General features: G+C 72.7%; 26 protein-coding genes and 2 pseudogenes. 10 read left to right on the top strand and 18 right to left on the bottom strand.

All coding sequences use genetic code 11. The features are described 5' to 3' along the window. Positions 1-14: 14 nt before the first annotated feature. The 3 genes from ACGFW6_RS08870 to ACGFW6_RS08860 form a co-directional block, all read right to left on the bottom strand. Positions 15-764, bottom strand: coding sequence for an SDR family NAD(P)-dependent oxidoreductase (locus tag ACGFW6_RS08870; RefSeq protein WP_393506165.1), 750 nt, complete (start codon positions 762-764; stop codon positions 15-17). Between the two features lie 110 nt (positions 765-874). After that, entirely contained in the window at positions 875-1636 is a 762-nt protein-coding gene (locus tag ACGFW6_RS08865; RefSeq protein ID WP_393506163.1) for a YqjF family protein, read from the bottom strand. Between the two features lie 46 nt (positions 1637-1682). Next, the gene (locus ACGFW6_RS08860) at positions 1683-2333 is read right to left on the bottom strand and encodes a TetR family transcriptional regulator (protein WP_393506161.1); all 651 of its coding nucleotides are present in this window, start codon (positions 2331-2333) and stop codon (positions 1683-1685) included. Between the two features lie 57 nt (positions 2334-2390). On the opposite strand from ACGFW6_RS08860, the gene ACGFW6_RS08855 reads away from it, so the two are divergent. Then, complete coding sequence (locus ACGFW6_RS08855) at positions 2391-3077, top strand: class II aldolase/adducin family protein (RefSeq protein ID WP_393506159.1); 687 nt, start codon at positions 2391-2393, stop codon at positions 3075-3077. Next, positions 3074-4003: a carbohydrate kinase family protein gene (locus ACGFW6_RS08850; RefSeq protein ID WP_393506157.1), complete on the top strand. Its 930-nt coding sequence runs from the start codon at positions 3074-3076 to the stop codon at positions 4001-4003. The genes ACGFW6_RS08855 and ACGFW6_RS08850 overlap by 4 nt, the downstream gene beginning before the upstream one ends. Before the next feature lie 7 nt (positions 4004-4010). Here ACGFW6_RS08850 and ACGFW6_RS08845 read toward each other — a convergent pair whose 3' ends face one another. Together ACGFW6_RS08845 and ACGFW6_RS08840 are read right to left on the bottom strand one after the other, a co-directional pair. Beyond that, positions 4011-4154, bottom strand: coding sequence for a VOC family protein (locus ACGFW6_RS08845; RefSeq protein WP_393506155.1), 144 nt, complete (start codon positions 4152-4154; stop codon positions 4011-4013). Between the two features lie 321 nt (positions 4155-4475). Further along, positions 4476-5198 carry a DUF4232 domain-containing protein gene (locus ACGFW6_RS08840; protein ID WP_393506154.1) on the bottom strand — a complete coding sequence of 241 codons (723 nt, stop codon included), beginning with the start codon at positions 5196-5198 and terminating at the stop codon, positions 4476-4478. A 214-nt stretch (positions 5199-5412) separates the two neighbouring features. Between ACGFW6_RS08840 and ACGFW6_RS08835 the strand changes: the two genes are divergently transcribed. Further along, a complete protein-coding gene (locus ACGFW6_RS08835) occupies positions 5413-6681 on the top strand; it encodes a helix-turn-helix domain-containing protein (RefSeq protein ID WP_393506152.1) in 1269 nt (422 codons plus the stop codon). A gap of 17 nt (positions 6682-6698) precedes the next feature. On the opposite strand, the gene ACGFW6_RS08830 is transcribed toward ACGFW6_RS08835, so the two are convergent. Further along, complete coding sequence (locus tag ACGFW6_RS08830; RefSeq protein WP_393506150.1) at positions 6699-7586, bottom strand: helix-turn-helix domain-containing protein; 888 nt, start codon at positions 7584-7586, stop codon at positions 6699-6701. 143 nt (positions 7587-7729) lie between these two features. Between ACGFW6_RS08830 and ACGFW6_RS08825 the strand changes: the two genes are divergently transcribed. Then, positions 7730-7945 (top strand): tautomerase family protein, encoded by a 216-nt coding sequence (locus ACGFW6_RS08825; protein WP_393506148.1) that lies wholly within the window; start codon positions 7730-7732, stop codon positions 7943-7945. Positions 7946-7951: 6 nt separating this feature from the next. Here the strand turns inward: ACGFW6_RS08825 and ACGFW6_RS08820 are convergent, their stop codons facing one another. The 5 genes from ACGFW6_RS08820 to ACGFW6_RS08800 form a co-directional block, all read right to left on the bottom strand. Continuing rightward, positions 7952-8371 carry a molybdopterin-binding protein gene (locus ACGFW6_RS08820; protein WP_393506146.1) on the bottom strand — a complete coding sequence of 140 codons (420 nt, stop codon included), beginning with the start codon at positions 8369-8371 and terminating at the stop codon, positions 7952-7954. Positions 8372-8524: 153 nt separating this feature from the next. Next, positions 8525-9610, bottom strand: a complete 1086-nt coding sequence (locus ACGFW6_RS08815) for an ABC transporter ATP-binding protein (RefSeq protein ID WP_393506144.1) — start codon at positions 9608-9610, stop codon at positions 8525-8527. Next, a complete protein-coding gene (gene modB / locus ACGFW6_RS08810; protein ID WP_393506974.1) occupies positions 9607-10497 on the bottom strand; it encodes a molybdate ABC transporter permease subunit in 891 nt (296 codons plus the stop codon). Before modB ends, ACGFW6_RS08815 begins: the two co-directional genes overlap by 4 nt. A gap of 11 nt (positions 10498-10508) precedes the next feature. Continuing rightward, on the bottom strand, positions 10509-11330 hold the full coding sequence (gene modA / locus ACGFW6_RS08805; RefSeq protein ID WP_393506143.1) for a molybdate ABC transporter substrate-binding protein: 822 nt from the start codon (positions 11328-11330) through the stop codon (positions 10509-10511). Positions 11331-11460: 130 nt separating this feature from the next. Beyond that, positions 11461-11847 carry a molybdopterin-binding protein gene (locus ACGFW6_RS08800; protein ID WP_393506142.1) on the bottom strand — a complete coding sequence of 129 codons (387 nt, stop codon included), beginning with the start codon at positions 11845-11847 and terminating at the stop codon, positions 11461-11463. A gap of 138 nt (positions 11848-11985) precedes the next feature. On the opposite strand from ACGFW6_RS08800, the pseudogene ACGFW6_RS08795 reads away from it, so the two are divergent. From ACGFW6_RS08795 to ACGFW6_RS08780, 4 genes and pseudogenes are all read left to right on the top strand, one after another. After that, positions 11986-12467 (top strand): annotated as a pseudogene (locus tag ACGFW6_RS08795) (molybdopterin-dependent oxidoreductase). Between the two features lie 87 nt (positions 12468-12554). Next, positions 12555-12662 (top strand): annotated as a pseudogene (locus tag ACGFW6_RS08790) (helix-turn-helix domain-containing protein); the annotation flags it as partial. 49 nt (positions 12663-12711) lie between these two features. Beyond that, entirely contained in the window at positions 12712-13647 is a 936-nt protein-coding gene (locus tag ACGFW6_RS08785) for a LysR family transcriptional regulator (protein ID WP_393506141.1), read from the top strand. A 105-nt stretch (positions 13648-13752) separates the two neighbouring features. Beyond that, positions 13753-14913 (top strand): NAD-dependent formate dehydrogenase, encoded by a 1161-nt coding sequence (locus ACGFW6_RS08780; protein ID WP_393506139.1) that lies wholly within the window; start codon positions 13753-13755, stop codon positions 14911-14913. Between the two features lie 48 nt (positions 14914-14961). Here the strand turns inward: ACGFW6_RS08780 and ACGFW6_RS08775 are convergent, their stop codons facing one another. The 7 genes from ACGFW6_RS08775 to ACGFW6_RS08745 all read right to left on the bottom strand — a co-directional run bounded on the left by ACGFW6_RS08775 (position 14962) and on the right by ACGFW6_RS08745 (position 22812). After that, positions 14962-15354: a molybdopterin-binding protein gene (locus tag ACGFW6_RS08775; RefSeq protein ID WP_393506137.1), complete on the bottom strand. Its 393-nt coding sequence runs from the start codon at positions 15352-15354 to the stop codon at positions 14962-14964. Positions 15355-15438: 84 nt separating this feature from the next. Beyond that, positions 15439-16431 (bottom strand): TAXI family TRAP transporter solute-binding subunit, encoded by a 993-nt coding sequence (locus ACGFW6_RS08770; protein ID WP_393506135.1) that lies wholly within the window; start codon positions 16429-16431, stop codon positions 15439-15441. Then, positions 16428-17849 (bottom strand): ATP-binding protein, encoded by a 1422-nt coding sequence (locus tag ACGFW6_RS08765; protein WP_393506133.1) that lies wholly within the window; start codon positions 17847-17849, stop codon positions 16428-16430. The genes ACGFW6_RS08770 and ACGFW6_RS08765 overlap by 4 nt, the downstream gene beginning before the upstream one ends. A gap of 9 nt (positions 17850-17858) precedes the next feature. Next, positions 17859-18527, bottom strand: a complete 669-nt coding sequence (locus ACGFW6_RS08760) for a response regulator transcription factor (protein ID WP_393506131.1) — start codon at positions 18525-18527, stop codon at positions 17859-17861. A gap of 17 nt (positions 18528-18544) precedes the next feature. Beyond that, positions 18545-19888, bottom strand: a complete 1344-nt coding sequence (locus ACGFW6_RS08755; protein WP_393506129.1) for an MFS transporter — start codon at positions 19886-19888, stop codon at positions 18545-18547. Positions 19889-20049: 161 nt separating this feature from the next. Then, the gene (abc-f, locus tag ACGFW6_RS08750) at positions 20050-21711 is read right to left on the bottom strand and encodes a ribosomal protection-like ABC-F family protein (protein WP_393506972.1); all 1662 of its coding nucleotides are present in this window, start codon (positions 21709-21711) and stop codon (positions 20050-20052) included. Positions 21712-22122: 411 nt separating this feature from the next. Further along, positions 22123-22812: a GAF and ANTAR domain-containing protein gene (locus ACGFW6_RS08745; RefSeq protein ID WP_393506127.1), complete on the bottom strand. Its 690-nt coding sequence runs from the start codon at positions 22810-22812 to the stop codon at positions 22123-22125. A 246-nt stretch (positions 22813-23058) separates the two neighbouring features. On the opposite strand from ACGFW6_RS08745, the gene ACGFW6_RS08740 reads away from it, so the two are divergent. After that, on the top strand, positions 23059-23286 hold the full coding sequence (locus ACGFW6_RS08740) for a hypothetical protein (protein WP_393506125.1): 228 nt from the start codon (positions 23059-23061) through the stop codon (positions 23284-23286). Between the two features lie 241 nt (positions 23287-23527). Beyond that, positions 23528-24916: an MFS transporter gene (locus tag ACGFW6_RS08735; protein ID WP_393506123.1), complete on the top strand. Its 1389-nt coding sequence runs from the start codon at positions 23528-23530 to the stop codon at positions 24914-24916. Positions 24917-25362 lie beyond the last annotated feature (446 nt).

Genomic DNA, 25362 nt, shown 5'->3' with positions numbered 1-25362 from the left:
GCGGTCGCCGCGTCCTAGTCGACGATGGCGCCGCAGGAGATGTTCACATCCGTCGCGGTGAGCGTGCGGGCCCGGTCCGAGGCGACGAAGGTGGCCACGTCGCCGACATCCGCGAGGGTCGCGGTCCGGCCGAGCTGGGTCGCCTCGACCAGGCTGCCGGCGATGGCCTCCGCGCCGGGGAACCCCGTGGGCAGGGACTCCGGCACGCCACCGGACTTCAGGGTCACCACCCGGATGCCGTGCGGGCCGAGCTCGATCGCCCATTGCCGCCGCAGCCCTTCCAGCGCGTCCAGGGCGATCTTGAAGCCGCCGAGGCCGGGCAGTGTCTGTGTCCCACCGCCGCCGAAGGCGAGGATCACCCCCGTGCCGCGCGCGCTCATGTGCCGGGCCGCCGCCCGGGTCGTCAGGAACTGCGACCGCATCGCCGTCACGACGGGCTGGAGGAAGTCCGCCTGCGAGATCTCCATCAGCGGTTTCTGGACGTCCCCGTAGCCGATGGCGTTGAACGACACGTCGATCCGTCCCGCCCGCGCGGCGACGCCGTCGACGAAGGCGTCCACCGCCGCCTCGTCCAGCGCGTCCACCACGGTGGTCTCCACGTCCCCGCCCGCGGTGCGGATGTCCTCCGCGACCTTGTCGAGCGGCGCGGCGGTCCGCCCGGCGAGGAAGACCCGCGCCCCCTCACGGGCGAAGGCGCGCGCCGCCGCCCCGCCGATGGCGCCGCCCGCCCCGTACACCACCGCGACCTTGTCCCTGAGCAGCATGACCGAACTCCGTTCTCACCGGTTGCCGACCGGCCGGCCGCGCGGCGCGGCCCGGCCCTCTCATCCGATACGTCGGCGCCGGGCTCCGGAATTCGACACGCGGGAGCGGGTCAGGGCGTGGGGATGCCCGCGGGGCGTGCGGGACGGCCGAGACGGACGGGGACGCCGGGGGAGTACAGCACGCTGACCGGCGCACTGCTCGGGGCGGGCAGTCCGGCCGCCGTGATCAGGTTCTCCTCGCAGGTCAGCAGCTCGGCGCGGTACAGGGGCCACCGGGGGTGGTGGTTGGGCAGGTACGCCAGCCCTTCCGGCCCGCCGAAGAAGGCGTTGTGCATGCCCCAGCGGGCGGTGAGGAAGTGCTCCAGCGCGGTGGGCTCCTCGATGCGCTCGCCGGTGCGCACGGTGATGCGGCTGGACGCGCCCCTCGGGCCGGGCCAGCGGCGGGAACTGGTGTAGGTGACGGTGTCGCCGGCCGGGCGGACGCTCATCCGCGACCACAGGTACGGCAGCCGGAAGCCGACGCGCCCCATCACCACCGGGATCAGCCGAGAGGCGTCCATCGACCGGAACACGACCCCGCGCCGCCCGTGCTCGTCCACCGAGTACAGGCGCACATTGGTCTCCGGGAACGTCCCGAGGTACGGCACGCCCGGCAGCCGCAGCCAGCCCACCCGGTGCATCCGGAAGGCGACCAGACCGACGTAGGTGACCCCGTCGTGCGTGTCGGCGACGGTGCCCCGCGGCAGCAGCGCGGTCACCACGTCGGGGTCGACCGCCCAGTGGATGAAGCTGAGGTCCAGCCACTCCTGGGTGAGGAGCGGGGTACGTATGCGGGCGGGGGCGTCCGGGGTGACAGGCGTGGGTTTCGGCACGACGCCAGGATGACAGAGCGCGTTCCGCCCCTCGCGGAGCCCCGGGTCAGCGGTAACGTCCGGTCACACCGGCCAGGTACCCGCGCAGCATGATCCGGGCCTCTTCGAGCAGACCCGGATCACCCTCGGGGTCCCTGCGGAACGCCTCCTGGGCGAGGGCGTCGGCGGTCAGGACCGCGGCCTGGCAGGCGCGGGTGAGCGTCTCGTCGTCGCGGACCAGGCCGAGCGCCAGCAGGATGTGCCGGATGCCGTCCGCCATGCGGCGCTTGTGCTCGCGGTCCGCGGCGCGGATCTGCTCGGTGAGGCTGCTGCCGAACCACAGGGCCCGGAAGCCGTGTTCGGTGCGGTAGATCGCGGCGTAGGTGTCGATCAGCACACCGACGGGGTCCTCCCACCGCTCGGCCGTGGCGGACCGGACCAGGTCGTCCATGGTCGCCTCCAGCCGGGCGAAGTAGCCCGCCGCGAGGGCGTCGACGATGGCGTCCCGGTCGGGCAGATACTGGTACAGCGACCCGACCGACACCTTGGCCTCGGCCGCGATCCGGGTCGTCGTCAGGGCCTGGGCCCCCTCGTTGACCAGGACCCGCTCGGCGGCCTGCAGGACCCGGGCGAGACGGGCCCTGCTGCGTGCCTGCTGGGGTGTGCGGCGCAGCGGCACCTGCCTGGTGCCGCCGCAATCCGGGGTCGGATCGCCCATGTGCGGCCTCCGAATGTGAACGTGACTTTGTTTCAGCTTTAGGCTACCGTCGCGCGCATGACAGGCTCAAGCTCGGTGCTGGGTCAGGAGCGCGCCGCCGTGGCCGAGGCGTGCCGTCGGCTGGGGGCGGAGGGCCTGCTCGTCGGTACGGCCGGCAACGTCAGCGCACGGGTGGACGACCGGGTCGCGATCACGGCCACCGGAGCGGTGCTCGCCCGACTCACGGCGGACCAGGTGACCGTGGTCGACCTCGACGGAACCGTGCTGGCCGGGACGCTCGAACCCACCTCCGAACTCGACCTCCACCTCGGCGTGTACCGCCGCTACGGTACCGGCGCCGTCGTCCACACCCACGCGCCCATGGCCACCGCGCTGTCCTGCGTGCTCGACGAACTGCCCTGCATCCACTACCAGTTGCTCGCCCTCGGCGGCTCGGTGCGGGTCGCGCCGTACGCCACCTTCGGCACCCCCGAACTCGCCGAGTCCGTCCTTGCGGCACTGGACGGACGCAGCGCCGCGCTGATGGCCAGCCACGGCGCGCTCACCCACGCCCCGACCCTGGACAAGGCCGTCGAGCACGCGCTGCTGCTGGAGTGGGCGTGCGGGGTCTATCAGCGCGCCGCCGCCCTCGGCACGCCCCGCGTCCTCGACGAGCACCAGCAACTCGCGGTGATCGAGGCCGCCCTCGCCCGGAACTACGGCACCACCCACCCCGTACCACCCGCGCAGGAGGGAAACCGATGAAGGTCGTCACGCTGGGCGTACATGTGCTGGACGTGCTGGTGCGGCCGGTGGAGGCCATACCCGAGGGCCAGGGCGCCACGCTGGTGGAGGACATCAGGATGACCGCCGCCGGCACGGCCGGCGGAACCGCGCTCACCCTCGCCAAGCTCGGCGCCACGGTGCACAGCGCCGGGGCGATCGGGTCGGACCCCACCGGAGACATGCTGGTCCAGCTCCTCGGCGCGGCCGGCGTCGACACCCGCCATCTCGTCCGCCGCACGGACACGGCCACCTCTGCGAGCGTCCTGCCCATCCGCCCGAACGGCGACCGCCCCTCCCTGCACCTCCTCGGCGCCAACATCACCTACGGCCCCGACGACGTGCCCTGGGACGCCATCGCCGAAGCCGACCACCTCCACCTCGGCGGCCCCGAGCTGATCGGCGTCGAGACCGCCGCACGCATCCTGTCGCACGCCAAGGAGCACGGCGTGGCCACCTCGGTGGACCTGTTGGCCCCCGGCGTGCTCGGCGGCTTCGAGCAGATCGAGGCCGCGCTGCCGTACGTCGACCACATGCTGCCCAACGAGGACCAGGTCCTCGGCTTCACCGGCGAGCAGGATCTGCTCGCCGGTGCGCGCAAGCTCCTGGCCGCCGGGGCCGGCCTGGTCGCGGTCACCCGGGGCGGTGACGCCGCCCTGCTGGTGACCCCGGACGGCACCGAGGCGGTACCCGCCTTCGCGATCGACGTCGTGGACACCACCGGCTGCGGCGACGCCTTCTCGGCCGGATTCGTGCGCGGCGCGGGCCTGGGCCGCACGCCGCACGCCTCGGCCGTCCTCGGCTGCGCGGCGGCAGCCCTGGTGGCCCAGGGACTCGGCAGCGATCACGGGGACTTCGACCTGGCCGCCGCGGACGCGTTCGCGCAGGAGCACAAGCCGCGCACGTGAGGCGCCGTCAGTCGTCCTGATGGCTCACGATGTTGAGGACGTTGCCGTCGGGCGCCCGCACCAGGAACCTGCGCAGGCCCCAGGGCTCCTCGGTGAGCGGGTGCACGATCTCGTACCCGTGGCGCAGGGCGTCGGCGTAGGCGCGGTCCACGCCCGCCCACGCGGACCGAGACGACGGCGAGCTCGGGCGCCGTCGCGTCGCGGGTCACCAGCTGGATCTGGGCCCGCCCGTCGGGCGACCGGTAGCGGGCGACCCAGCCCATGTCGAAGTCCTCCACGCTCAGGCCGAGGTAGCCGGTGTAGAAGTCGCGGGCGGCGACGATGTCGGCGACGTGGAGGTTGGGCGTGATACCGGTGGGCTCCATCGTGATTCCTTTCCGGGCCGGTCTGGCGTCCCCGACGCTACGCTTCGGCCGCCCGCCGAACAGGGACCGGCGCCCGCCCGTCGAGCGTCCGCCGGTCCGGGAACGGCTCAGCCGAGGGCGTCCTCCATGTCCGTCTGCCAGTAGGTGACGCTGAGCGCGCTGTCGTAGTGGACGCCCTTGGCCGGGAGGCCGGGAGTGGCGGCCGGCCCGCCGTCGCTGTTCGGCGTACGGCCCTGGAAGCCGACGACGAGCCTGTGGCCGGTGTTCCCGCCGGTACCGCTGCCGTCGGCCGCGCTGAGCAGGACACCCGCATAGCCGGAAGCGCCCGGCTCCAGCATCGTCACGGCCTGCGGCTGGGTGTCCTCGATCGCCTGGGGCACCCACTGCATCTCGTCGAATCGCAGCACCGGGTAGTACATCAGCGCGCACCGCTTCGAGCCGGTGTTGGTCACGGTGAGCAGCATGTGGTTGAGGGGGCGCGCGACCGGCTGGGCCGTGGTCCTGGTGTCGGACCCGTTGCAGATGGTCAGCCGCTCCGGATCCGCGTCGTCCCGCGTGCCCTGGCCGGCCTTGGCGCCGGAGCCGTTCTGAGCCGACTTGACCGGGTCGGCCTGCCCCGCAGACGACTGACCGGAACCCGAGCCCCCGCCCGTCTGCTGCGGCGACTTCCCGGGCGAGGGCTTCGACACGTCCTGGGTCGCGCTCGGCGACCCCGACTGCGCGGCACCCTCGTCGCGGGCGCCGGAGCCATCCTGACAGGCGGTCAGGGCGAGGGCGCCCAGGGCGGCGCCGGTGGCGGCGAGAAGGCGGGCGTGGCGGAAGGTGCGCATGGCTGATTCCTTGTCCGTGCAAAGGGTTTACGTACATCCGCTCGACCGGTTGCCGGGAGCGGCGTGCTTGGATGACCAGAGCTTGATCCGTGTTCCGTCCCGGCCGCCACCACCGGCGGGCGATCAGGGACACTGGAACGGCTGTAGCGCATCTGACCTGGTGAAACGTCCCACCCCTGGAACGGGGGAATGGGACATGGGGGAGGGAGGAACGGTGTCGGAAGGCACTGCGGCGGCCGATTTCGCGGCACTTCTGCGGCAGTTGAAGGACCGCTCCGGACTCAGCTACGGAGTCCTCGGCAAACGGCTGCACATGAGCACGTCGACGCTGCACCGGTACTGCAACGGGGACGCCGTGCCCACCGATTACGCGCCCGTGGAGCGGCTGGCACGGCTGTGCAAGGCAGCACCGGACGAGCTGGTGGAACTGCACCGGCGATGGGTGCTGGCGGACGCCGTACGGGGGAAGAGGGGGACGGGGGACGCACCGGACGGGGCTGTCGTCGCCGAGGGCGCGGCGGCCGTGCCGGACGCGCCGGCGGGCTCATTGGGCTCACCGGAACCGGACGGCGCGGGTCGTCCGGAAGGCCGGCGACACTCCCGCCGTCGTTCCGCCGTCGCCGCCGGCGCCGGTCTGGCCGCCGTCCTCGGCGCCGTCGCGCTGGCCATGAGCCTGCCGTCGGGCGGGGACCGGGGCGACGAGGGCCGGAGGAGCCCCGTCGGCGCCGCCACCTCGCGGGAGGTGGCCGCCGATCCGACGAAGAGCGGGGCGAGCGCGTCGGCGTCGCCGACCCGCAGCACGGAGCCCAGCCGGTTGAACTCCCCTTCCCCCACCCGGACTCCGACCAGGAACAGCCAGGCCGGCGGGGACGCCACGGCCGCCGAACCACCCCTCACCGTGAACACCCGGCCGTACAGCTGGGAGGGCCCCTGCTCCCAGCACTACCTGATCGACCGGCCCGGGACGGAGGTCGGACCGCCCCCGGTGGAGCAGGACGCGCCGGCCTGGGTCGGGGCCCACAAGGCCGTGTCCGCCGGGGAGCAACTGGTGAAGCTGACCGTCCAGGGCACGGGGAAGGAGACGGTCGTCGTCGACGGCCTGAAGGTCCGGGTGGTCGGCAAGGACACACCCCCGGCGTGGAACGACTACGTGATGGGTGTCGGCTGCGGGGGCAATGTACCGACCCGGCCCTTCAGCGTGGCGCTCGACGGCGCCCGGCCGGCCGTCGTCGCCGGGGACGGGCAGCGGGACTTCCCCTTCAAGGTGAGCGAGTCGGACCCGGAGGTCTTCGAGATCACCGCCGACGCGTCGGCGTACGACGTGCGGTGGTACCTGGAACTGTCCTGGTCCAGCGGGGACCGCGAGGGCACGATGGTCGTCGACGACGACGGACGGCCCTTCCGCACGAGCGGCAACAACGGACGCCCGGCGTACGAGTTCCCGCTCGGCGGCCAGAAGTGGCTGAAGTCCGCGGGAGGTTGAACGGGGAGCCGGGGTCCTCAGCCGGCTCGGCCGGCCTGTCCCTCACCCGCCGCCGACATGTCCTGGCGTCCGACGACCGAGAGCAGTTCCAGCAGGGCCGCGCCCTCCGAGCCCGGGGCCGCGGTGAACCACAGCAGCCGCTGGTGGCCGTCCTCGCTGAACAGGCTGTGGCAGTCGACCTCGATCACGCCGAGCGTGGGATGGACGATCCGCTTGTGGTCGGCACGGCGCACCCCCACGTCACGGGTGTCCCACAGCGCGGCGAACTCCTCACTGGAGCGCCGCAGCCGAGCCACGATCCCGTCGATCTCGGCGTCCCGTCCGCGCCGGGCGGCCACCGCCCGCAGGTCGGCGACGAACACGGCGGAGTGGTGCGGGTGGTCCTCGGGCGGATACAGGGTGCGTGAGGACGGCTCGGTGAACCAGCGGTAGAGGAAACCGGCCGTGGGACCACCCGCCGCCGGAGAACCGATCCCCGGGTGTGCTCCGACCAGGGCCGCGGCGAGCGCGTTCTGCGCCAGCGTCTCGTGCAGCGCGGTGATGACCATGGCCGGCGTCGTGGTGAGCCGGTCGAGAAGGCTCAGCAGGCCGGGTTCGACATGCGCCGCCGGGCCGTGCGCCGCCGGTGGAACACGGCGGTCCGCCAGATGGAAGAGATGGTCGCGCTCGTCCCTGTCCAGCCGCAGTGCGCGGGCCAGCGCGGCCAGCGTCTGGTCGGACGGCTGGGCCCCGCGGCCGCGCTCCAGCTCGGTGTAGTAGTCGGCCGACAGGCCGGCCAGCTGCGCCACCTCCTCCCGGCGCAGACCGGGCACCCGGCGCCTGGGCCCGGCCGTGAGCCCGACATCGCCGGGCCGCACGCGGGCCCGCCGGGACTTGAGGAACGCGGCGAGCTCGGAGAGGTTCACGCCCCCATCCTGCCTGCGCGGCGGCCGCTCACCCAGGGGATGACAACCCCAGGGTGGACGCAGCCCTGGCCGCGGGGACGACCCCTGCCGAGAGTGGAGCTCGCAAGTGCCGTTCGTCGACACCGAGCCGAGAGAGCCTCACCATGCCGTTCGCGAACTTCAAGGTCCCCGCCGGGACGCTCACCACCGAGCAGATGGAGCAGATCGTCACCACCGCCACCGAGTTGTACGTCGGCATCTACGGCGAACGGGCCCGGGCCACCACCCTGGTGCTCGTCGAGGAGGTGCCCGACGGGGGATGGGGCATCGGCGGCGAGCTCCTGACGCTCGCCAGGCTTCAGCAGGCGCCGGGCAGCTGACCCGGGTCACACGGTGGCGAGGGACACCTCGGTCGACTTGAACAGGACGGTGACGGCGGAGCCCGCTCCCAGACCCAGTTCACCGACCGCGTCCGCGGTGATCGCGGCCGTCACCTCGCCGCCGTCGACCGAGACCCGTACCGAGGCCATGGCGGCGCCCGTCGCGACCTCGCGCACGGTGCCGGGCAGCCGGTTGCGGATGGACAGGCCGTCCACGGGGCCGGTGGCGAGCGCGACCTCCGTGGCCTTGACCAGCGCTCGCACGGAGGATCCCGCCGCGAGGCCCAGGTCCCTGGCCGCCTCGGCGGTGATCGCGGCGGTGACGTCCTGACCCCCGTCGAGGCGTACCTTGACCGTCGCCATGGCCTCCCCCGGGGTGACGGAGGTGACGGTGCCGGGGATCTGGTTGCGGATGCTCAGGCTCATGGTCGTACGCCTCGCTGGGTGTGGGGGATTTGTCCCTGTTGGGGGTGCTGTGCCGCCCACGGTAGTCCGGTCGGCGAGCCGTCCACGGGAACCCCGTCGCCACCGCGAGGCGAGGGCGCCGCCGGACCTCGCGGACCCGGGCGCCACCGCCGGTCACGCGGGGTACGCGTGCGTCTGGGCCGCCTTGACGGTCGCCCACACCGCGGCGCCGGGACGCAGGTCGAGCTCGGCGGCGGCGATCGTCGTGAGGTCGGCGGCGAGGGGCAGTTCACCGGTGAGGTCGGCGCGGATCTGATCGCCGTGGGTCTCCAGGCCGACGACCTCGCAGCGCCAGAGGTTGCGGGCGCTGGAGCCTGTCGGGCGGTCGCGGTGGAGGGTGACCGCACCGGGCGGGAAGGCCACGAAGACCGGTCCGGTGAGGTCCTCGGTGGTCGTGATCGCGGGCCCGCCGTCGACGCGGACGGTGTGCCGCCGCGCCTCTCCCCGGTAGAGGTTCAGACCGACCAGGTGCGCGATGTAGTCGGTGCGCGGATGCCGCGCGATGTCCGACGGAGTGCCCTCCTGGACGACCCGGCCGTCCTCGACGACGACCAGTCGGTCGGCGAGCACCATGGCGTCGAGCGGATCGTGCGTCACGAGGACGGCGACCGCCTCGAAGTCGGCCAGGTGGTGGCGGAGCTGGGCGCGGACGTCCAGACGGGTCCGGGCGTCGAGCGCGGCGAGCGGCTCGTCGAGCAGCAGCAGACGCGGGTGCGTGGCCAGCGCACGGGCCAGGGCGACACGCTGCGCCTGCCCGCCGGACAGCTTGCGCGGCTTGCTCGCGGCATGCGCGGTGAGCCCCATGCGCTCCAGCCACCCGGCGGCCCGGGCGCGGGCCTGCGCCTTCGTGGCGCCGTGGCAGCGCGGCCCGAAGGCCACGTTGTCCAGCGCGGACAGATGGGGGAAGAGCAGGTAGTCCTGGAAGACGACCCCGACCGGCCGGGACTCCGGCCGCGTACGGTCCAGTTCGACCCCGTCCAGCCGGAGGTGGCCGCCGGACAGCGGCACGAGTCCGGCGAGGGCCCGCAGCGCGGTCGTCTTGCCGGCGCCGTTGGGGCCGAGCAGCGCGACCACGTCTCCGGGTGCGGCCTTCAGGGCCACGTCGAGTCGGAACGCGCCACGCTCCACCACCAGCCGGGCGTCGAGGCCCTCACCGGTCCCGGCGGGGGCGTCGACGGTGGTCTTCTCGATGTCGGTCATGAGGCGGTCATCCATCGGTCACGCAACCCCGCCAGCACCGCGATCGACACGCCGAGCAGCACCAGGCTGAGGGCGATCGCCGCTTCGGGGTCGTTCTGCAGGGCGAGATACACCGCGAGCGGCATGGTCTGGGTGCGGCCCGGGAAGTTGCCGGCGAAGGTGATCGTCGCACCGAACTCGCCGAGCGCGCGGGCCCAGGCGAGGACGGCGCCGGCGGCGACGCCGGGCGCGATCAACGGCAGGGTGACCCGGCGGAACGCGGTGAAGCGCGAGGCGCCCAGGGTGGTGGCCGCCTCCTCGTAGCGAGGGTCGGCGGCACGCAGCGTGCCCTCCACGCTGATGACGAGGAACGGCATCGCGACGAACGCCTCCGCCACCACCACGCCCGCCGTCGTGAACGGCAGCGTGACCCCGAACCAGTCGTCCAGCAACCTGCCCACGACGCCGTTGCGGCCGAGCGCCATCAGCAGCGCCACACCGCCCACGACCGGCGGCAGGACGAGCGGCAGGGTCACCAGGGCCCGTACGAGACCGCGCCCGGGGAACTCCACCCGGGCCAGCAGCCAGGCCAGCGGCACCCCGATCACCAGGCTCACCGCGGTCGCCGCCGTCGCGCAGAGCAGGGAGAGCTGGAGCGCCTGCCACACCTCCGAGCTGGTCAGCAGGTCGGGCATGCTGCGCCACGGGGCGCGGATCAGCAGGGCGACGAGCGGCAGAACCAGGAAGACCAGACCGATCAGCGCGGGGACGAGGAGGGGCAGCGGGGCACCCCCGAGCCCTCGCCCGCCTCCGGGCCCCGTCCTGCCCGCACGGCCGCCCCGTTCCTCGCGGACGCGACCGCGCCGCGGGCCACCGGTCAGGGTGTCCGCGGCGCCGGCCTTGTCCATGGACGGGTCGGTCACGGCTGGAGGAACCCGGCCTCGGACAGGACCTTCTGGCCCTCGGGGGACTGCACCAGCGCGATGAACGCCTTGGCGGCGTCGGTGTTCTGCGACTCCTTCAGCACGGTGATCGGGTAGTCGTTGACGGCGTCGGCGGACTCGGGGAACTCCACGCCCTCCACCTTGTCACCCGCCGCCTTCACATCGGTCTTGTAGACGACAGCGGCGTCGGCCTCCTTCAACACCACCTTGTTCAGGGCGGACTTGACGTCCTCCTCGTAGGAGACCGGCGTGAGCTTCAGTTTCGCGGCCGTGATGGCCTTCTCGGCGGCGGCACCGCACGGCACCGTCCGGTCGCACAGCACGACCTTCAGGTCCGGCCCGGTCAGGTCCTTCAGGGAGGCGATCCTGTCCGGGTTGCCCGGCAGGGTCGCGATCTGCAGCTGGTTGCGGACGAAGGTGGCCGGCGTGCCGGAGGCGTCTCCCGCGTCGGTCACGATCTTCATCGTCTTCGGGCTGGCGGAGGCGAAGACGTCGGCGGGGGCACCGCCGGTGATGCTCGCGGCGAGCGCGTCGCTGCCGCCGAAGCTGAAGGTCACCTTCGTGCCGGGGTGCTCCTTCTCGAACTCCTCGCCCAGCTTCGTGAAGCTCTCCTTCAGCGAGGCGGCCGCGAAGACGGTCACCTGACCGGACAGCTCGTCCGAGGCCGACGCGGAGGAGCCCGACGTCTTGGCGGAGTCCGAGTCCGAGGACGAGCAGGCGCTCAGGGCCAGCAGGGCGGCGGCGCCTGCGCCGGTCACCTTCAGCATCCGGCGGGTCCGGCGCACGGAACGGGTCATCACGGGTCCACTCCCTCTGGTCCTGACGGACACAGCCACGGTCTTACGACCTTGCTCACGGTCTTACGGTCCTGCTCACGGTCCTACGGCCTTGTTCACGGTCCGACGACCGTGTTCGGTCCTTCGATCTCTACGGCCGCTCGACGACCACGTTGGTCGACTTGATCACGGCGACGGCCGGCACCCCGGGCTCCAGCCGAAGGTCCTCGGCCGACTCGCGGCTGACCATCGCGACCACCCGGAACGGTCCGGCCTGGATCTCCACCTGCGCCGACACATCACCGAGGGTCACATCGGTGACGATGCCGGAGAAGCGGTTGCGGGCCGAGGAGCCGGTGGACTCCCGTTCGGCCCGGTGCCGCTGCCGGGCGTAGGCGGCCAGGGCCGGGCCGGGGATGATCCGGTGACCCAGCCCGTCACGCGCGGCGGTGAGTTTCCCGCCGTCCACCAGACGCCTCACGGTGTCGGCGCTCACACCGAGTAACGCTGCCGCGTCACCGATCCGGTAGGTGTGCATGCGCAGATGATACTGCCGCAGATGCGAGGCGAAAGTCTCTTGTCACATTGCATGAGCCGGACCATGTGCGGACTGGCATGGCATGTGCGTTTGTACGGGAGGGCTGCTCGGGTACCGTCATGCGGGAGGTGGTAGCCCGTGAGTCAGTCCCTCGCAGCTGCCCGTACGACCGCCGGACCGGCGGCGGAACTCGTTCTCGCCGGTGACCTGGAACGCCCGGCCCGCCTGACGGTGCCCGATCTGCTCGGCCGGCCTCAGCACCGCGCCGAGGTCGCCTTCGAGTGCGCCACCAGCGGCATCCGGCGCCACCGCTTCACCGGGCCCCTGTTGCACGACGTCCTCATGGACGCCGGTCCCGTCTTCGACCCCGCCCGCCGCAAGGACCGGCTGCGCTTCCTGATCGCCGTACGCGGCCCGACGGCCACCAGGCCCTGCTGTCCTGGGCGGAGATCGACCCGGACTTCGGGCGCGCCCCCGTCCTGCTGGCGGTCACCCTCGACGACACCGCGCTCGACCGGACGGGCCCTCAGCTCGTCCTGCCCCAGGACCGCTGCGGCGCCCGCTACATCAGCGGAATCGAGGCGATCCATGTGGACGGCGGCTACCGCGCCTGGGGCTGACGATGACACCCTCGGCGCTCAGGCCACGCCCGCGTCCCGCAACCCCAGCCACACCCGGTCCCGGGTCAGCGGGACGCCGCCACCACCCACACCGTCCACTACCGCATCCAGCGCATCGAGCACTTCACCGGCCGCGACCTGTCCCGCCTCGCCGGCCGCCTCGACCTGTGGGCGGCCCTGCTGTGCCGGTCGTGACCGGTGAAGGCGGTGGGTAGGGGTCCACCGGAACCCCGGGAGGACCCGTATGCAACTGCGCCAGCTGGAATATCTGGTGGCCCTCGCCCGCGAGCGTCACTTCGTCCGCGCGGCCGCCGCCTGTCACGTCTCCCAGCCCTCCCTGTCGGCCGCGATACGGCGGTTGGAACACGAACTGGGCGTGCCGATCGTGCGCCGCGGGAGACGTTACGAGGGCCTGACACCGGAGGGCGAGGTGGTGCTCGCCTGGGCGCACCGCATGCTCGCCGAACGGGACGCCCTGCGCCAGGAGTTGTCCGCCCTGCGCGACGGCCTCACCGGCACGCTCCGCCTCGGAGTCGTGCCTACGGCGCTGCCGGCCGCCTCCCTCCTGACGACCCCCTTCTGCGAACGCCACTCCCGGGCCGGGGTCAGCATCGAGTCGCTCTCCTCGGCCGACATCACCAACGGGCTCACCGAGTTCGAGCTGGACGCGGCGATGACGTACCTCGACGACGACACGCTCGGCGACCTGCGTCGACTGCCCCTGTACGAGGAGCGGTACATGCTGCTGACGCCGGTGGACGGGCCGCTCGCGGGCGCGGTGTCGGCGAGCTGGTCGCAGGCCGCCGCACTCCCGCTGTGCCTGCTCAACCCCCGTATGCGCAACCGCCGCATCATGGACGAGTGCTTCGCCGCCGACGGTGCCTGCGCCGCCCCCGCGATCGAGTCGGACACCGTCGCCGGCCTGTACGCGCACCTTCCCCGCGGCCGCTGGTCGAGTGTGATCTCGCACGCCTGGCTGCACATGTTCGGCGTGCCCGAGGGCATGCGGGTCGTCCCGCTCGAAGGACCCGCGCACGGGCCCCGGGTGGGGCTGGTGACCGGCCCCGACGACCCGCCCTCCGTCCTGGCCGGAGCCCTGCTGGCGGTCGCCCGGGAGGCCCGCGTGCGGGAGGCGCTGGACGCGTTGCTGCGGACGTATCTCGACACCCACGACCACTGATAGCGCACGGCTATAGGGGCATAGCGAAGTTCGCTTTGACCAGGGCATTCACCGGCGAGGATCGTGAACCGCACCTTCCCGCAACGCCAGTTGAGGAGCCGCGACATGGCCAAGGTGCTCTGCGTCCTGTACGACGACCCCACCGACGGACACCCGACGACGTACGCCCGCGACGACCTCCCCGCCGTCGACCACTACCCCGGCGGCCAGACCACCCCCACCCCCGAGGCCGTCGACTTCACCCCCGGCCACCTCCTCGGCAGCGTCTCCGGCGAACTCGGCCTGCGGGACTACCTGGAGAAGGCCGGCCACACCCTCGTCGTCACCTCGGACAAGGACGGCGACGGGTCCGTCTTCGACCGCGAGCTGCCCGACGCGGACATCGTCATCTCGCAGCCGTTCTGGCCGGCGTACCTCACCGCGGAGCGGATCGCCGCCGCCAGGAACCTCAAGCTGGCCGTCACCGCGGGCATCGGCTCCGACCACGTCGACCTCGACGCGGCGATCGCGCACGGGGTGACGGTCGCCGAGGTGACGTACTGCAACAGCATCAGCGTCGCCGAGCACGTGGTGATGACGACGCTGTCCCTGGTGCGCGACTACCTGCCGTCCCACCAGGTCGTGCTGGACGGCGGCTGGAACATCGCCGACTGTGTGGCCCGCTCCTACGACCTGGAGGGCATGCACGTCGGCACCGTCGCCGCCGGGCGCATCGGCCTCGCCGTCCTGCGCCGCCTCGCGCCCTTCGACGTGAAACTGCACTACACCGACCGGCACCGGCTGCCGCGCGAGGTGGAGGAGGAGCTGGGGCTGACCTTCCACGCGACGGCCGCCGACATGGTGCCGCACTGCGACGTCGTCACGATCAACGCACCGCTGCACCCGGAGACGGAGGGACTGTTCGGGGACGAACTGCTGGCGACGATGAAGCGCGGCGCGTACCTCATCAACACGGCCCGGGCGAGGATCGTCGACCGGGACGCGGTCGACCGAGCCCTGCGCAGCGGCCGGTTGGCCGGCTACGGCGGCGACGTCTGGTACCCGCAGCCGGCACCCGCCGACCACCCCTGGCGGAGCATGCCGCACCACGGCATGACCCCGCACATCTCGGGCTCGTCCCTGTCGGCGCAGGCCCGCTACGCGGCCGGCACCCGGGAGATCCTGGAGTCCTGGTTCGCGGGCCGCCCGATACGGGACGAGTACCTGATCGTCGACGGGGGAGCCCTGGCCGGGACCGGCGCTCACTCCTACTCGGTCACCCGGTGACGCGGCGCTCCGTCACGCGGTGACCGCGGAGGCCGCCGCCCGGCACCCTCACACGCGGTCGATGTGCACGTTCGTCGACTTCACGCGGGCGGTGGCCTCCATCCCCACCTCCAGCCCCAGCTCCTCCACGGCCTCCCGAGTCAGCAGCGACACCAGCCGGTGGGGTCCGGCCTGGATCTCCACCTGGGCCGCCACGTCACCGAGTTTGATCGCGGTGACGATGCCGGGGAAGGCGTTGCGGACCGAGGTGTAGGAGGTGTCCTCCTCGCCGCCGCCCTTGGCGAGTTCGACCGAGAAGGCGGCGAGGTCCTTCCCGTCGACGAGCCGCCTGCCGCTCTCGTCGCGATGGGTCGCCACCCGCCCCGCGTCAGCCCACCGCCGTGCGGTGTCCGGACTCACGCCGAGCAGCCGTGCGGCCTGGCCGATCGTGTATGCCTGCATGCAGGCCAAGATAGGCCAGCGACGGGGCGGGCCGGCGCAGCAGGGACCCCGTTGAGCGGGCGGGGTCCGGAGCACGCGGCGCGGCTAGCCGTGCAGTTCGCGGTAGGCGACGACCGCCCCGGGATGCAGCGGCACGGACCCGGTCGAGATGAGGCTGCGGACGTCCAGGAACTGGGTGCCCAGGGCCGAGGCGGGTACGAGGTGGGTGGCGCGGCGGACCAGCACGTCGGTGAGGGCGGCGGCGATCGGGGACGGCAGGTCGGGGCGGCACAGGAGCAGGTTGGCGACGCCGATGGTGGTCACCTCGGGCGTGCCCTTGTACGCCCCCGCCGGCACCGTCACCGCTTCCAGACCCGGCCCGGAGGTTTCCGTGCCGGCCCGCAGGCGGGGGAGCAGCGCGGCCAGCGGCAGCAGCCGTATGCCGCGCCGCTCGCCGAGCCCGGTCAGCGCGGGCAGCGGCAGACCGCCCGACACCAGCAGGGCGTCGACCGCCCCGTCGCGCATCGCGCGGACCGCCTGCGGCAGCAGCAGCCGGCGGACCTGGACGTCGGCGCCCGGGGTCAGTCCCGCGACACGCAGCAGGCGATCCCCGAGGACCGCGCCGCCGGACGCCGGCGCGCCCAGGGAGACCGTGTGTCCCGCCAGGTCGGCGACCGTGCGGATCGGGGCGTCGGCTCGCACCGCGAGTTGGAGATAGTTCTCGTACACCCGGCCGATCGCGCGCAGCGGGACCGGCCGGCCGAACGGTGCCGAGCCGTCGTACGCCGCCCACGCGATGTCGGCCAGGGACAGCGCCACGTCGGCCCGGCGGGTCTGCAGCATGCCTATGTTGTCCACGCTGGCCTCGCTGTGGATCACCTCGCAGGACAGCCGGGGGTGGGCCGCCCGTACCTGGTCGGCGAGGAGGCGGCCGAAAGCGGCGTAGAGATTGCCGGACTCGCCGGTCGCGATACGCAGCCTCCCCCGCGGGCCACGGTCCATGTGCCGGGCGTCGGCCGTCCCGGCGGCCGCGAGCAGTCCCGCGCCTCCGACGCCGAGGGCGGCGCGCAGGGCGGTACGGCGGGCCGGGCCGGTCATGACGTACGCCCCTTCGCCGTGGACGTCGTCTCCCGGTCGGCGCGCGGCAGCACGACCCGGACCCGCAGGCCGTGCGGTGCGGCCGGCGTGAACTCGACGCGGCCGCCGCGCCCGGCCACCAACTGCTCGGCGATCGCCAGCCCGAGGCCGCTGCCGCGGACGTCGCGGTGGCGCTCGGCACGCCAGAAGCGGGTGCCCGCCTGCGGCAGTTCCGCCGTGCCGAGACCCGGACCGTCGTCCTGTACCTCGAACACCGCGTGCGGGCCTTCGGCGAAGCAGCGCGTCCCGACGCGGGCGCCGCTCCCGGCGTACTTGATCGCGTTGTCCAGGAGGATGTCGGCGACCTGCGCCAGCTCACCCTCCGTGCAGGCGGTACGGACGCGCGGGCCGGGGACGTGGTCGAGGCGGACGCCGGCCTGCTCGGCCACCGGGCGCCACAGCTGCACCTGGGCCTCGGCGATGCCGGTCGCGTCGCAGCACGCCTCCGGGGCGTCCGTCACGGCCAGCTCGCCGGCGCGGTGCTCGGCGTTCGCGAGGGCGAGCAGGTCGTCCAGGAGGTGCTCCATACGTTCCAGCTCCGCGGTCACGCCCGTGTACGTGCGGGTGGCGGAGGCGGGCAGCCGCAGTTGGAGGGAGTCGATGCGCAGGCGCAGCGCGGCCAGCGGATTGCGCAGCTGGTGCGAGGTGTCGGCCACCAGCCGGCGCTGCTGTTCCAGAGCCGTGGTCACCGCGTCCGCCATGCGGTTGAAGCCGGTGGCGAGCTGCCGCAGCTCGGGCGGACCGCCGGCCCGGGCGTGCTCGGCGGGCAGTCCCGCCGCGAGCGTGCCGACCGCGCGGTCCAGGTGATGCAGGGGCCGTACGACCCACCGCGTGGCGGCGCGGGCGAGCAGCACGCAGGCCACGGCGAACAGGCCCGCACCGGCCAGGACCAGCGCCCACCGCAGCGCGATGTCGTCGGCGGCGGCCCGCACCGACGCCCGCAGCACCACGGCCCCGGACACCCGGGTGCCGGTGCCCACGGGGCGGGCGAGCAGCTCGTCGCCCCGGGACCAGGGGCGCAGCGTGTCCCCGGGCGAGACACGCTGGTTGCGCAGCGCCGCGTCGACCAGCCGCGCGACCACCGGGTCCGCGGCGCGCAGACCGCCCGCCTGCACCACCGGGGCACGGCGGGCGTCGACGACCACGACCGCCTCGCCGTACAGCTCCGCGTACCGGGTCACCTCGGCGGTGAGAGCCCCGGTGTCGCCGCTCCGAGCCGCCTGCTCGGCCAGCCCGGCGAACCGGTCGAGGTCGCCGGTACGGGCAGCGACGAGCTGCTCGGTGCGCTGTGTCGCGGTGACGCCGAGCAGCGGCACGGCGAAACCGGCCACCGCGAGCACCGCGAAGGCGAGGACGACGGTCAGTACCCGAGTGCGCATGGGCCCGGTTCAGCCGCCGAACCGGTAGCCGAAGCCACGGATCGTCGTCAGCACTTCCGGGCGGCCGAGCTTGGCCCGCAGCTGGGTGAGATGCACGTCGAGGGAGCGGGACACCGCCAGATAGGCGTCGCCCCACACCTCGTCCATCAGCCGCTGGCGGCTGACCGCCGTACCGGCCCGGCCGGCCAACGCGGCCAGCACCGCGAACTCCTTCGTGGTCAGCCGTACCTCCGCGCCGCCCACGGTCACCCGGCGCGCGTCGAGGTCGACCTCGACGTCACCGGCGCGGACCGTACGCGACGCGGGTGCCGCCGCAGCGGTCGGCGGGGCGGCGCGCCGGGTGACGGCCTCGATCCGGGCCAGCAGCTCGGCCAGCCGCACCGGCTTGACCAGGTAGTCGTCGGCGCCCAGACGAAGGCCGCGGACCACCGACCGCTCGTCGCCGCGCGCGGTGAGGACCACGACCGGGAGGCCGCTCACCGCACGCAGCTTGCGCAGCACCTCCAGCCCGTCGAGGTCGGGCAGCCCGAGGTCGAGCAACAGCAGGTCGGCCTGGCGGTGCCGGCCGAGGACCTCCTCGCCGCGTCGCACCCGGGTGGGCAGATGACCGTGCTCGTACAGCGCCTCGGTCAGGGCACCGGCCACCCCGTCGTCGTCCTCGGCCAGCAGTACGCGCACGCTCGCCACCCTCCCGGTCAGTCCTTGGCCTCGCTCTCCAGCGGCGATCCGTCCGACGTCTCGCGCATCCGAATGTAGACGAGCAGCGAGACCAGGACGCAGGCGGTGACGTAGTAGAAGTACCAGCTCTCGTGTCCGGCGTTCTTGAACCACAGGGCGACGTACTCGGCGGTCCCGCCGAACACGGCCACGGTCAGCGCGTAGGGCAGACCGACACCCAGCGCCCGGATCGACGTCGGGAACAGCTCGGCCTTCACCACCGCGCTGATCGACGTGTAGAGGGAGCTGACGGCCAGCGGACCGACCATGAGCAGGAAGGCGTACACCGGATTGCTGGTGTGCGACAGGAGGGTCAGCGAGGGCACCACCACGATCGCCCCGAGGACGCCGAACCCGATCAGCATCGGACGCCGCCCGATCTGGTCCGACAGCAGGCCCATGACCGGCTGGAGCACGACGAAGACCAGCAGTGCGAAGAAGTTGATCCACGCCGCCGTCGGCTTGGCGATGCCGCTGGTGTTGACCATGAACTTCTGCAGGTACGTCGTGTACGTGTAGAAGAACAGGGTGCCGCCCATGGTCAGGCCGACGACGATCAGGCACTGCCGGGGGTACGACAGCAGCATCCGCAGACTGCCGCGCGCCCGGCCGTCGCCCTTCTCGCCGTCGCCCTCGGCCGCCACCCGCTCGAAGCTCTCCGACTCGTCCATGCCGCGCCGCAGCCACAGCACGACGATCGCTCCCGCGGCACCGACGACGAACGCGATCCGCCAGCCCCACGACTCCATCTGCGTGCCGCTGAGGAGCTGCTGGAGGATGATCTGCAGGCCGAGCGCGGTGAGCTGCCCGGCGATGAGGGTGACGTACTGGAAGCTGGAGTAGTAGCCGCGCCGGCCCGGCGAGGCGACCTCCGACATGTACGTCGCCGAGGTGGAGTACTCCCCGCCGACCGACAGCCCCTGCAGCAGTCGCGCGGTCACCAGCAGCACCGGCGCGGCGACGCCGATCGCGTCGTAGGACGGTGTCAGCGCCACGATCAGCGAACCCGCGGCCATCAGCGTCACCGACAGCGTCAGCGCCGCCCGCCGGCCACGACGGTCGGCGTACCGCCCGAGCACCCAGCCGCCGATCGGCCGCATCAGGAAGCCGACGGCGAACACGGCGGCGGTGTTCAGCAACTGGGCGGTCTGGTCGCCGGACGGAAAGAACGCGGCGGCGAAGTACACACTGAACGCGGTGTACGCGTACCAGTCGTACCACTCGATCAGGTTGCCGATCGAGCCCCGCACGATGTTGCTGACAACCCTGCGCTCGCCCTGACGTGACTCCCGCGCACCCGCGGTCGTGGTCTGTGTGGCCATCGAGAACTCCCTTGTCTGCGGCCCGGAGGCACACAGAGTCGACGGCCCGACAGTCCCGTTCAACAGCGCGAACGAAGTCCTAACAGTCCCTTAGGACAGACGCTCCTTCCTGGTGGCGAGCCGGTGAGGCCGCACTGCGAGGCCGGGTCGCGGGCCCGCTGTCAGTGCCTGCAGCCGGCGCGCAGTGCGAGTCGCCCGTCCGGGAACCGCTCGCGGAACCCACGGTCGTGCGAGACCGCCACCACCGCTCCCGGGTAGACCGCGAGTGCCGCTTCCAGCTCCTCCACGAGGTCGAGCGCGAGGTGGTTCGTGGGCTCGTCGAGGACCAGCAGGTCGGCGGGCCGGGTCACCAGGGCGGCGATCTGGAGCCTGCGCTGCTGGCCCGCGGACAGTGCCGCGACCGGGACGTGCAGGTCCTCCTCGCGGAACAGCCCGAGCGCCAGGAGCTGTTCGGCGTATTCGTCCGGCAGCCCCGGCCGTCCGGCCGCGAAGGCGGCGAGCAACGGCAGCCGGGTGGAGCGGGCCGGGAGCTCCTGCGCCAGGTACCCGATCCGGCGGGGACGGCGCACGCTGCCGGCGTCCGGTTCGAGGTCACCGGCCAGGACGCGCAGCAGCGTCGTCTTGCCGGCCCCGTTCTCGCCCGTGATCAGCAACCGCTGACCGGGGGCGACGGTCAGCGAGCCGTCCAGCCGCAGTCGCGTGCCGACCCTCACGTCGTCGAGCTCGGCGAGCGGACGATCACTGTCCTGGGCGTTGTGGGTTCCGTCGTGATCGTGGTCGGCCGGACGCTCGTCGGCCTCCGTCGGCAGCGCCGCCGTGAACCGCAGGGGCTGCGGCGGTGCCGCCACCGGGTGGCGTCGCAGGTGAGCCAGCCGTTCGCGCGCAGCGCGCACCTGTCCGCCGAGCTTCGCCTCGTGCGAGCGGCGATGCTTGCCGAAGCCCTGCCGTGGGTCCTTGCCGGTGCCGGCCAGCCGCTTCCCGGCGGCGCCGAGGAGTTCCTCGACGCGGGCCACCTCCTGGACCCACTCGAGGTGATCCTGCTCCGCGCCCCGCCGTGCGGCGGCCTTCGCGGCGCGGTACCCGGCCCAGCCGTCGCCGTGGCGGGACACGGCGCGCGTGTCCCGGTCCACCTCCAGGATCGTCGTGGCGACGCGTCCCAGGAACCCGCGGTCATGGGTGACCGCGACCACGGTGCCGCGGTGGGCGCGCAGGTGCTCCTCCAGCCAGTGGACGGCCGCCGCGTCGAGGTGGTTGGTGGGTTCGTCGAGCAGCAGCAGCTCGGGGGCCGCGGCCAGCACACAGGCGAGCGCGAGCCGGGACTGTTCGCCGCCGGAGAGCGAGCCGAGGGCGCGGTCACGGGTGATCTGGGCGAGCCCGAGCCCGTGCAGGGCCGCCTCGACCCGTACGTCGGCCTCGTAGCCGCCGCGTTCCTCGTACGCGGTCAGCAGCTCGCCGTACGCGGCGAGATCGGCCTCGGACGCCGCACCGAGACGCTCCTCCGCCGCGCGCAACCGACGCTCCATGTCCCTCAGGTCGGTGAGGGCGAGGTCGACGGCGTCCTGCACGGTGCAGTCCGGGTCGAGGTCGAGGGTCTGGGCGAGATGACCGATCCCGCCGGGGAAGCGGACGGTGAGTTCCCCGGTGTCCGGCGCCTCCGTCGTGGCGAGCAGTCGCAGCAGGGTCGACTTGCCGGAACCGTTCTCGCCGATGACCGCGGCCTTCTCGCCCGGGCGGACGGTGAAGGTGACCTGGTCGAGGACGGTCCGGGTGCCGTAGGACTTGGTGACGTCCTTGACGGACAGCTGCGCCACGGCAGCGGGCATGGCGGAGTGAGCGCGTTCGCGCATGTGACTTTCCCTGGGGTGTGAAGGGTCCACGGGCAGCGGAGACGGCGGCGGGGGCCGTGCCCGGACTCAGGGGAAGTAGTAGAAAGCCACGCGACCATCCTAGCAAAACGGACCGTCTCGTCTCTAGTGTGATGTCGGGGGAGGCCTGCGCACCGCCGGTCATGAGTCACCGGCGCCCTCGGCGGCCGGCAGCCGCTGCCGCCCCGGGCGAGCGGGTGCCCCGTCCCCTGTTCGCACAAGAGAAGCGATAACGCGGTCCCGGGCGGCGTGAAAACGACGGGCGTGGGGACTTGGCGTAGGAGGCCGGTGCCGGCGGCGTTCCCCTGGGGGCCGGGGTCGGCCAGGCTCCTCTGGTTCAGACCACGAGCCGGGGGAGCCGCCCTCCGGTCAGGACAGGCTGCCGTGCTCGCAGATCAGACGGGCGACCTCGCGGAGTTTGATGTTGTTCTCCTGCGAGTACCGGCGTAGCACGTCGAACGCCTGTTCCTCGCTGAGGTCATGGCTGCCCATGACGATGCCCATGGCCTCCCCGATCATGTGCCGGGTGGCGACGGCGTGCTCCATCTGCGCGTGTGTGCGGGCGCTGGAGAAGGCGACCGCGGCGTGGGAGGCCAGCAGCCAGCCGGCCAGTTCGCTGGCTTCGGTGAAGGCACCGGCCTCACGCGAGTAGATGTTCAGCGCACCGAAGTCCTCGTCATCGGTGTACAGCAGGAACCCCATCATGCTGCCGATGCCGAGTCGGTGGGCCTCGGGCGCGAAGGACGGCCAGCGCGGCTGCTCCCGGGTGAAGTCCCGGATGCGGAAGACCCGCTCGCCCTCTTTCGTGCGGGCGGCGTCGAAGCAGGGACCCTCGGCCAGCTGCTCCTGCAACCGGTCACTCTCCACCACCAGCTCGTGCGTCGGCGCCAGACTCTGGACCTGCTTGCCGTGCAGCACGAGGATGCCGGCCGCGTGACATCCCTCCACGAGCTCGGTCGCCGAGTCGGTGATCCGCTCCAAGGTCGTGTCGACCGACTTCTGCGCCAGCAGATCCCGCGCCAATGACGCCATCTGCTGTGCGAAATGAGCCCAGTCCATCGCGTACGCCACCTCTCGGGCTTGCCCGGCCGGCCGTGTACCCAGCATGTCACGCACGGCGCGCAACGGGCCCGGAGGCGGATGCCGGGGCACGAAGGGCTCCAGGCAGAAAGGTGGGGCGGAGGCAGGCGGCACAAGGGGCGTGTGAGGCGACGTTCACCCGATCGGCCGTCCGGGCACGCGAGCGGCGCGGTCATCGCCCAGCCTGGCAGGGAGTCACATCCAGACGACCGGCTGGAGGACGAGATGACCACCCTGGACCCGGCACTCAAGGCCGTCACCGACCAGATGAGGATCATCGGGGACGCGGACGGCGACGGTCGGATAGACATCGAGGAATTCCTGGCGGCCCTCGCCGGCGCCGGCATCTCCCGGGCTCATGCCCGACGGGCGTTCGAGGAAGCCGACAAGGATCGCGACGGGGCTCTCGGGTACGAGGAGGCCGTGACCGCCGCGCGCACGGCGTTGCAGTAGAGCGGGCAGCACCGGAAAAAAGAGGCGGAAACAGGGTCCGGGCGGCCGGGCGCCGCGGGCTCGATCGGCCGGTAGGGCGCCCCGGCAGGAGCAAGAACCGAAGTCTTTGAAGCCTCAGTTGCTCCCGATGCGCCGGCCCCGGCTCCACGTCGAACCCTGGCCGTGATCCCGCGGTTTGCGGCGTATGTCACCTACCGTGACCTCGACGTCGTGCTCCCGTGGACGAAATGGAGTTGGGGCCGTGGCCTTCGCGGAGTCGGACGCCGAGGGCGAGGCCGGGCAACGCTCCTGGGCGCCGCTGCTCGCGGTCTGCGCCGGGTACTTCATGGTGATCCTGGACGTGACGATCATCAACGTCGCCGTCCCCGTGATCGGCCGTGAACTGTCGGCCTCGCTCACCGGCATCCAGTGGATCACCGACGGCTACACCCTGGTCTTCGCCGGTTTCCTTCTGACGGGCGGCGCGCTGGGCGACCGGATGGGCAACCGCCGGGTCTTCTGCTGGGGCGTGGCCGTGTTCACGGCGTCCTCGGCCGCCTGCGCGCTCGCGCCGAACGCCCCCTTCCTGGTCGTCGCGCGCCTGGTGGAAGGGCTCGGCGCGGCACTGATCGTGCCCGGCTCCCTGGCCCTGCTCCAGCAGGCGTACCCCGCGCCGGCCGCTCGCGCGCGGGCCTTCGGCCTGTGGGGTTCGATGGCGGGCATCGCGGCCTCCGCCGGCCCGCTGCTGGGCGGCCTGCTCGTCTCCACGGCCGGCTGGCGCTGGGTGTTCCTCATCAACCTGCCGGTCGGCGCCGTGTGCCTCGCACTGACGCTCCGCCATGTGACCCGCTCACCCAGGCGTGCCGGCCGCGCTCTCGACTGGCCGGCCCAGTGCGCGGTCGTCGCGTCGGTGGCACTGCTCACGGCGGCGCTCAACGAGGCGGGACGACGCGGATGGTCCGACCCGGCCGTACTCGCCGGCCTCGGCCTGGCCGTGTCGGCGGCAGCGGCGTTCGCCGTACGGGAGAAGTTCGCCCGCGCCCCCGTCCTCCCCCTGAACCTGCTGCACTCCCGGGCGATGAGCGGCGGTGCCGTCATCGGCCTGCTGTTCAACTTCGGCTTCTACGGCATGGTCTTCACCGCCAGTCTGGAGTTCCAGCACCAGCGCGGGTACAGCGCCCTCGAAACCGGCTTGGCGCTGTTCCCGGCGGTGGCGATGACGATGTTCGCCTCCGTCCTGTCCGGACGCCTGAGCCGCCGGACCGGTGACCGTCCCCTGGTGGTCTCCGGCATGCTGCTGGCCGGGCTGGGACTGGCGGGCTGGGCGGCGGCGGGATCGGACCCCGCGTACGCGCTGCTGGTGGCACCGATGATGGCCGCGGGCTTCGGTACGTCCTTCGCCCTGACCGGCTCGACCGCCACCGTGATGGGCGCCGCGCCCCCGGCCTACTCCGGGACCGCCTCGGCCCTGTTCAACACCACCCGGCAGATCGGCAGCGCCACCGGCGTGGCTCTGGGCGGCAGCCTCCTGGCCACCGCCGCCGACCACGGCACCGGACTGCGGACCAGCATGGCGATCGGCGCGCTCGCGTACCTCGTCGCCGCGCTCCTCGCCTGGCTGTGCGTGCCGCCGAAGCCCCGGGCGGCATAGAGGTGTTGACGCCGGACGCTGTCCCGGGTCGCGGACCACGGCACACGCACGCCTCTCCACCACCCGGGAAAATCCGGATGCACGCTTCCCCCACCCTCGCTAGCGTTGGGGGCGTTCAGGTGCGCAGGCTGCGGCTACTTCGCCTCTCAAGCGGGTAACGCGGGTTCGAATCCCGCCATCGGCATCACCGGCCGATGTCGTCCAGCGGCCCAGGACGCCTTCAGTGCCGTCGCCGACCTCGATCTCTGAACACCCGCGACGCGAGCCGCCCGCCACGGTCCGAACCGCCGGGCGGCTCGGTCATGCCGTGGCGCCCGCGTCGGGCGTCCGCTCCGCCCGTCATCGCCCCAACTCACGGCACCCGACACAAAGATGACGCCCGATCAGCGGCGAGATGGCGTCCTGGCGGGCGGAGATCGAGGCCGCGGAGGCCCAAGTGGTCCGCC

The organism is Streptomyces sp. Y7 (assembly GCF_043195415.1).
Lineage (GTDB): Bacteria > Actinomycetota > Actinomycetes > Streptomycetales > Streptomycetaceae > Streptomyces.
This window is presented reverse-complemented; position numbering and strand designations above follow the sequence as displayed.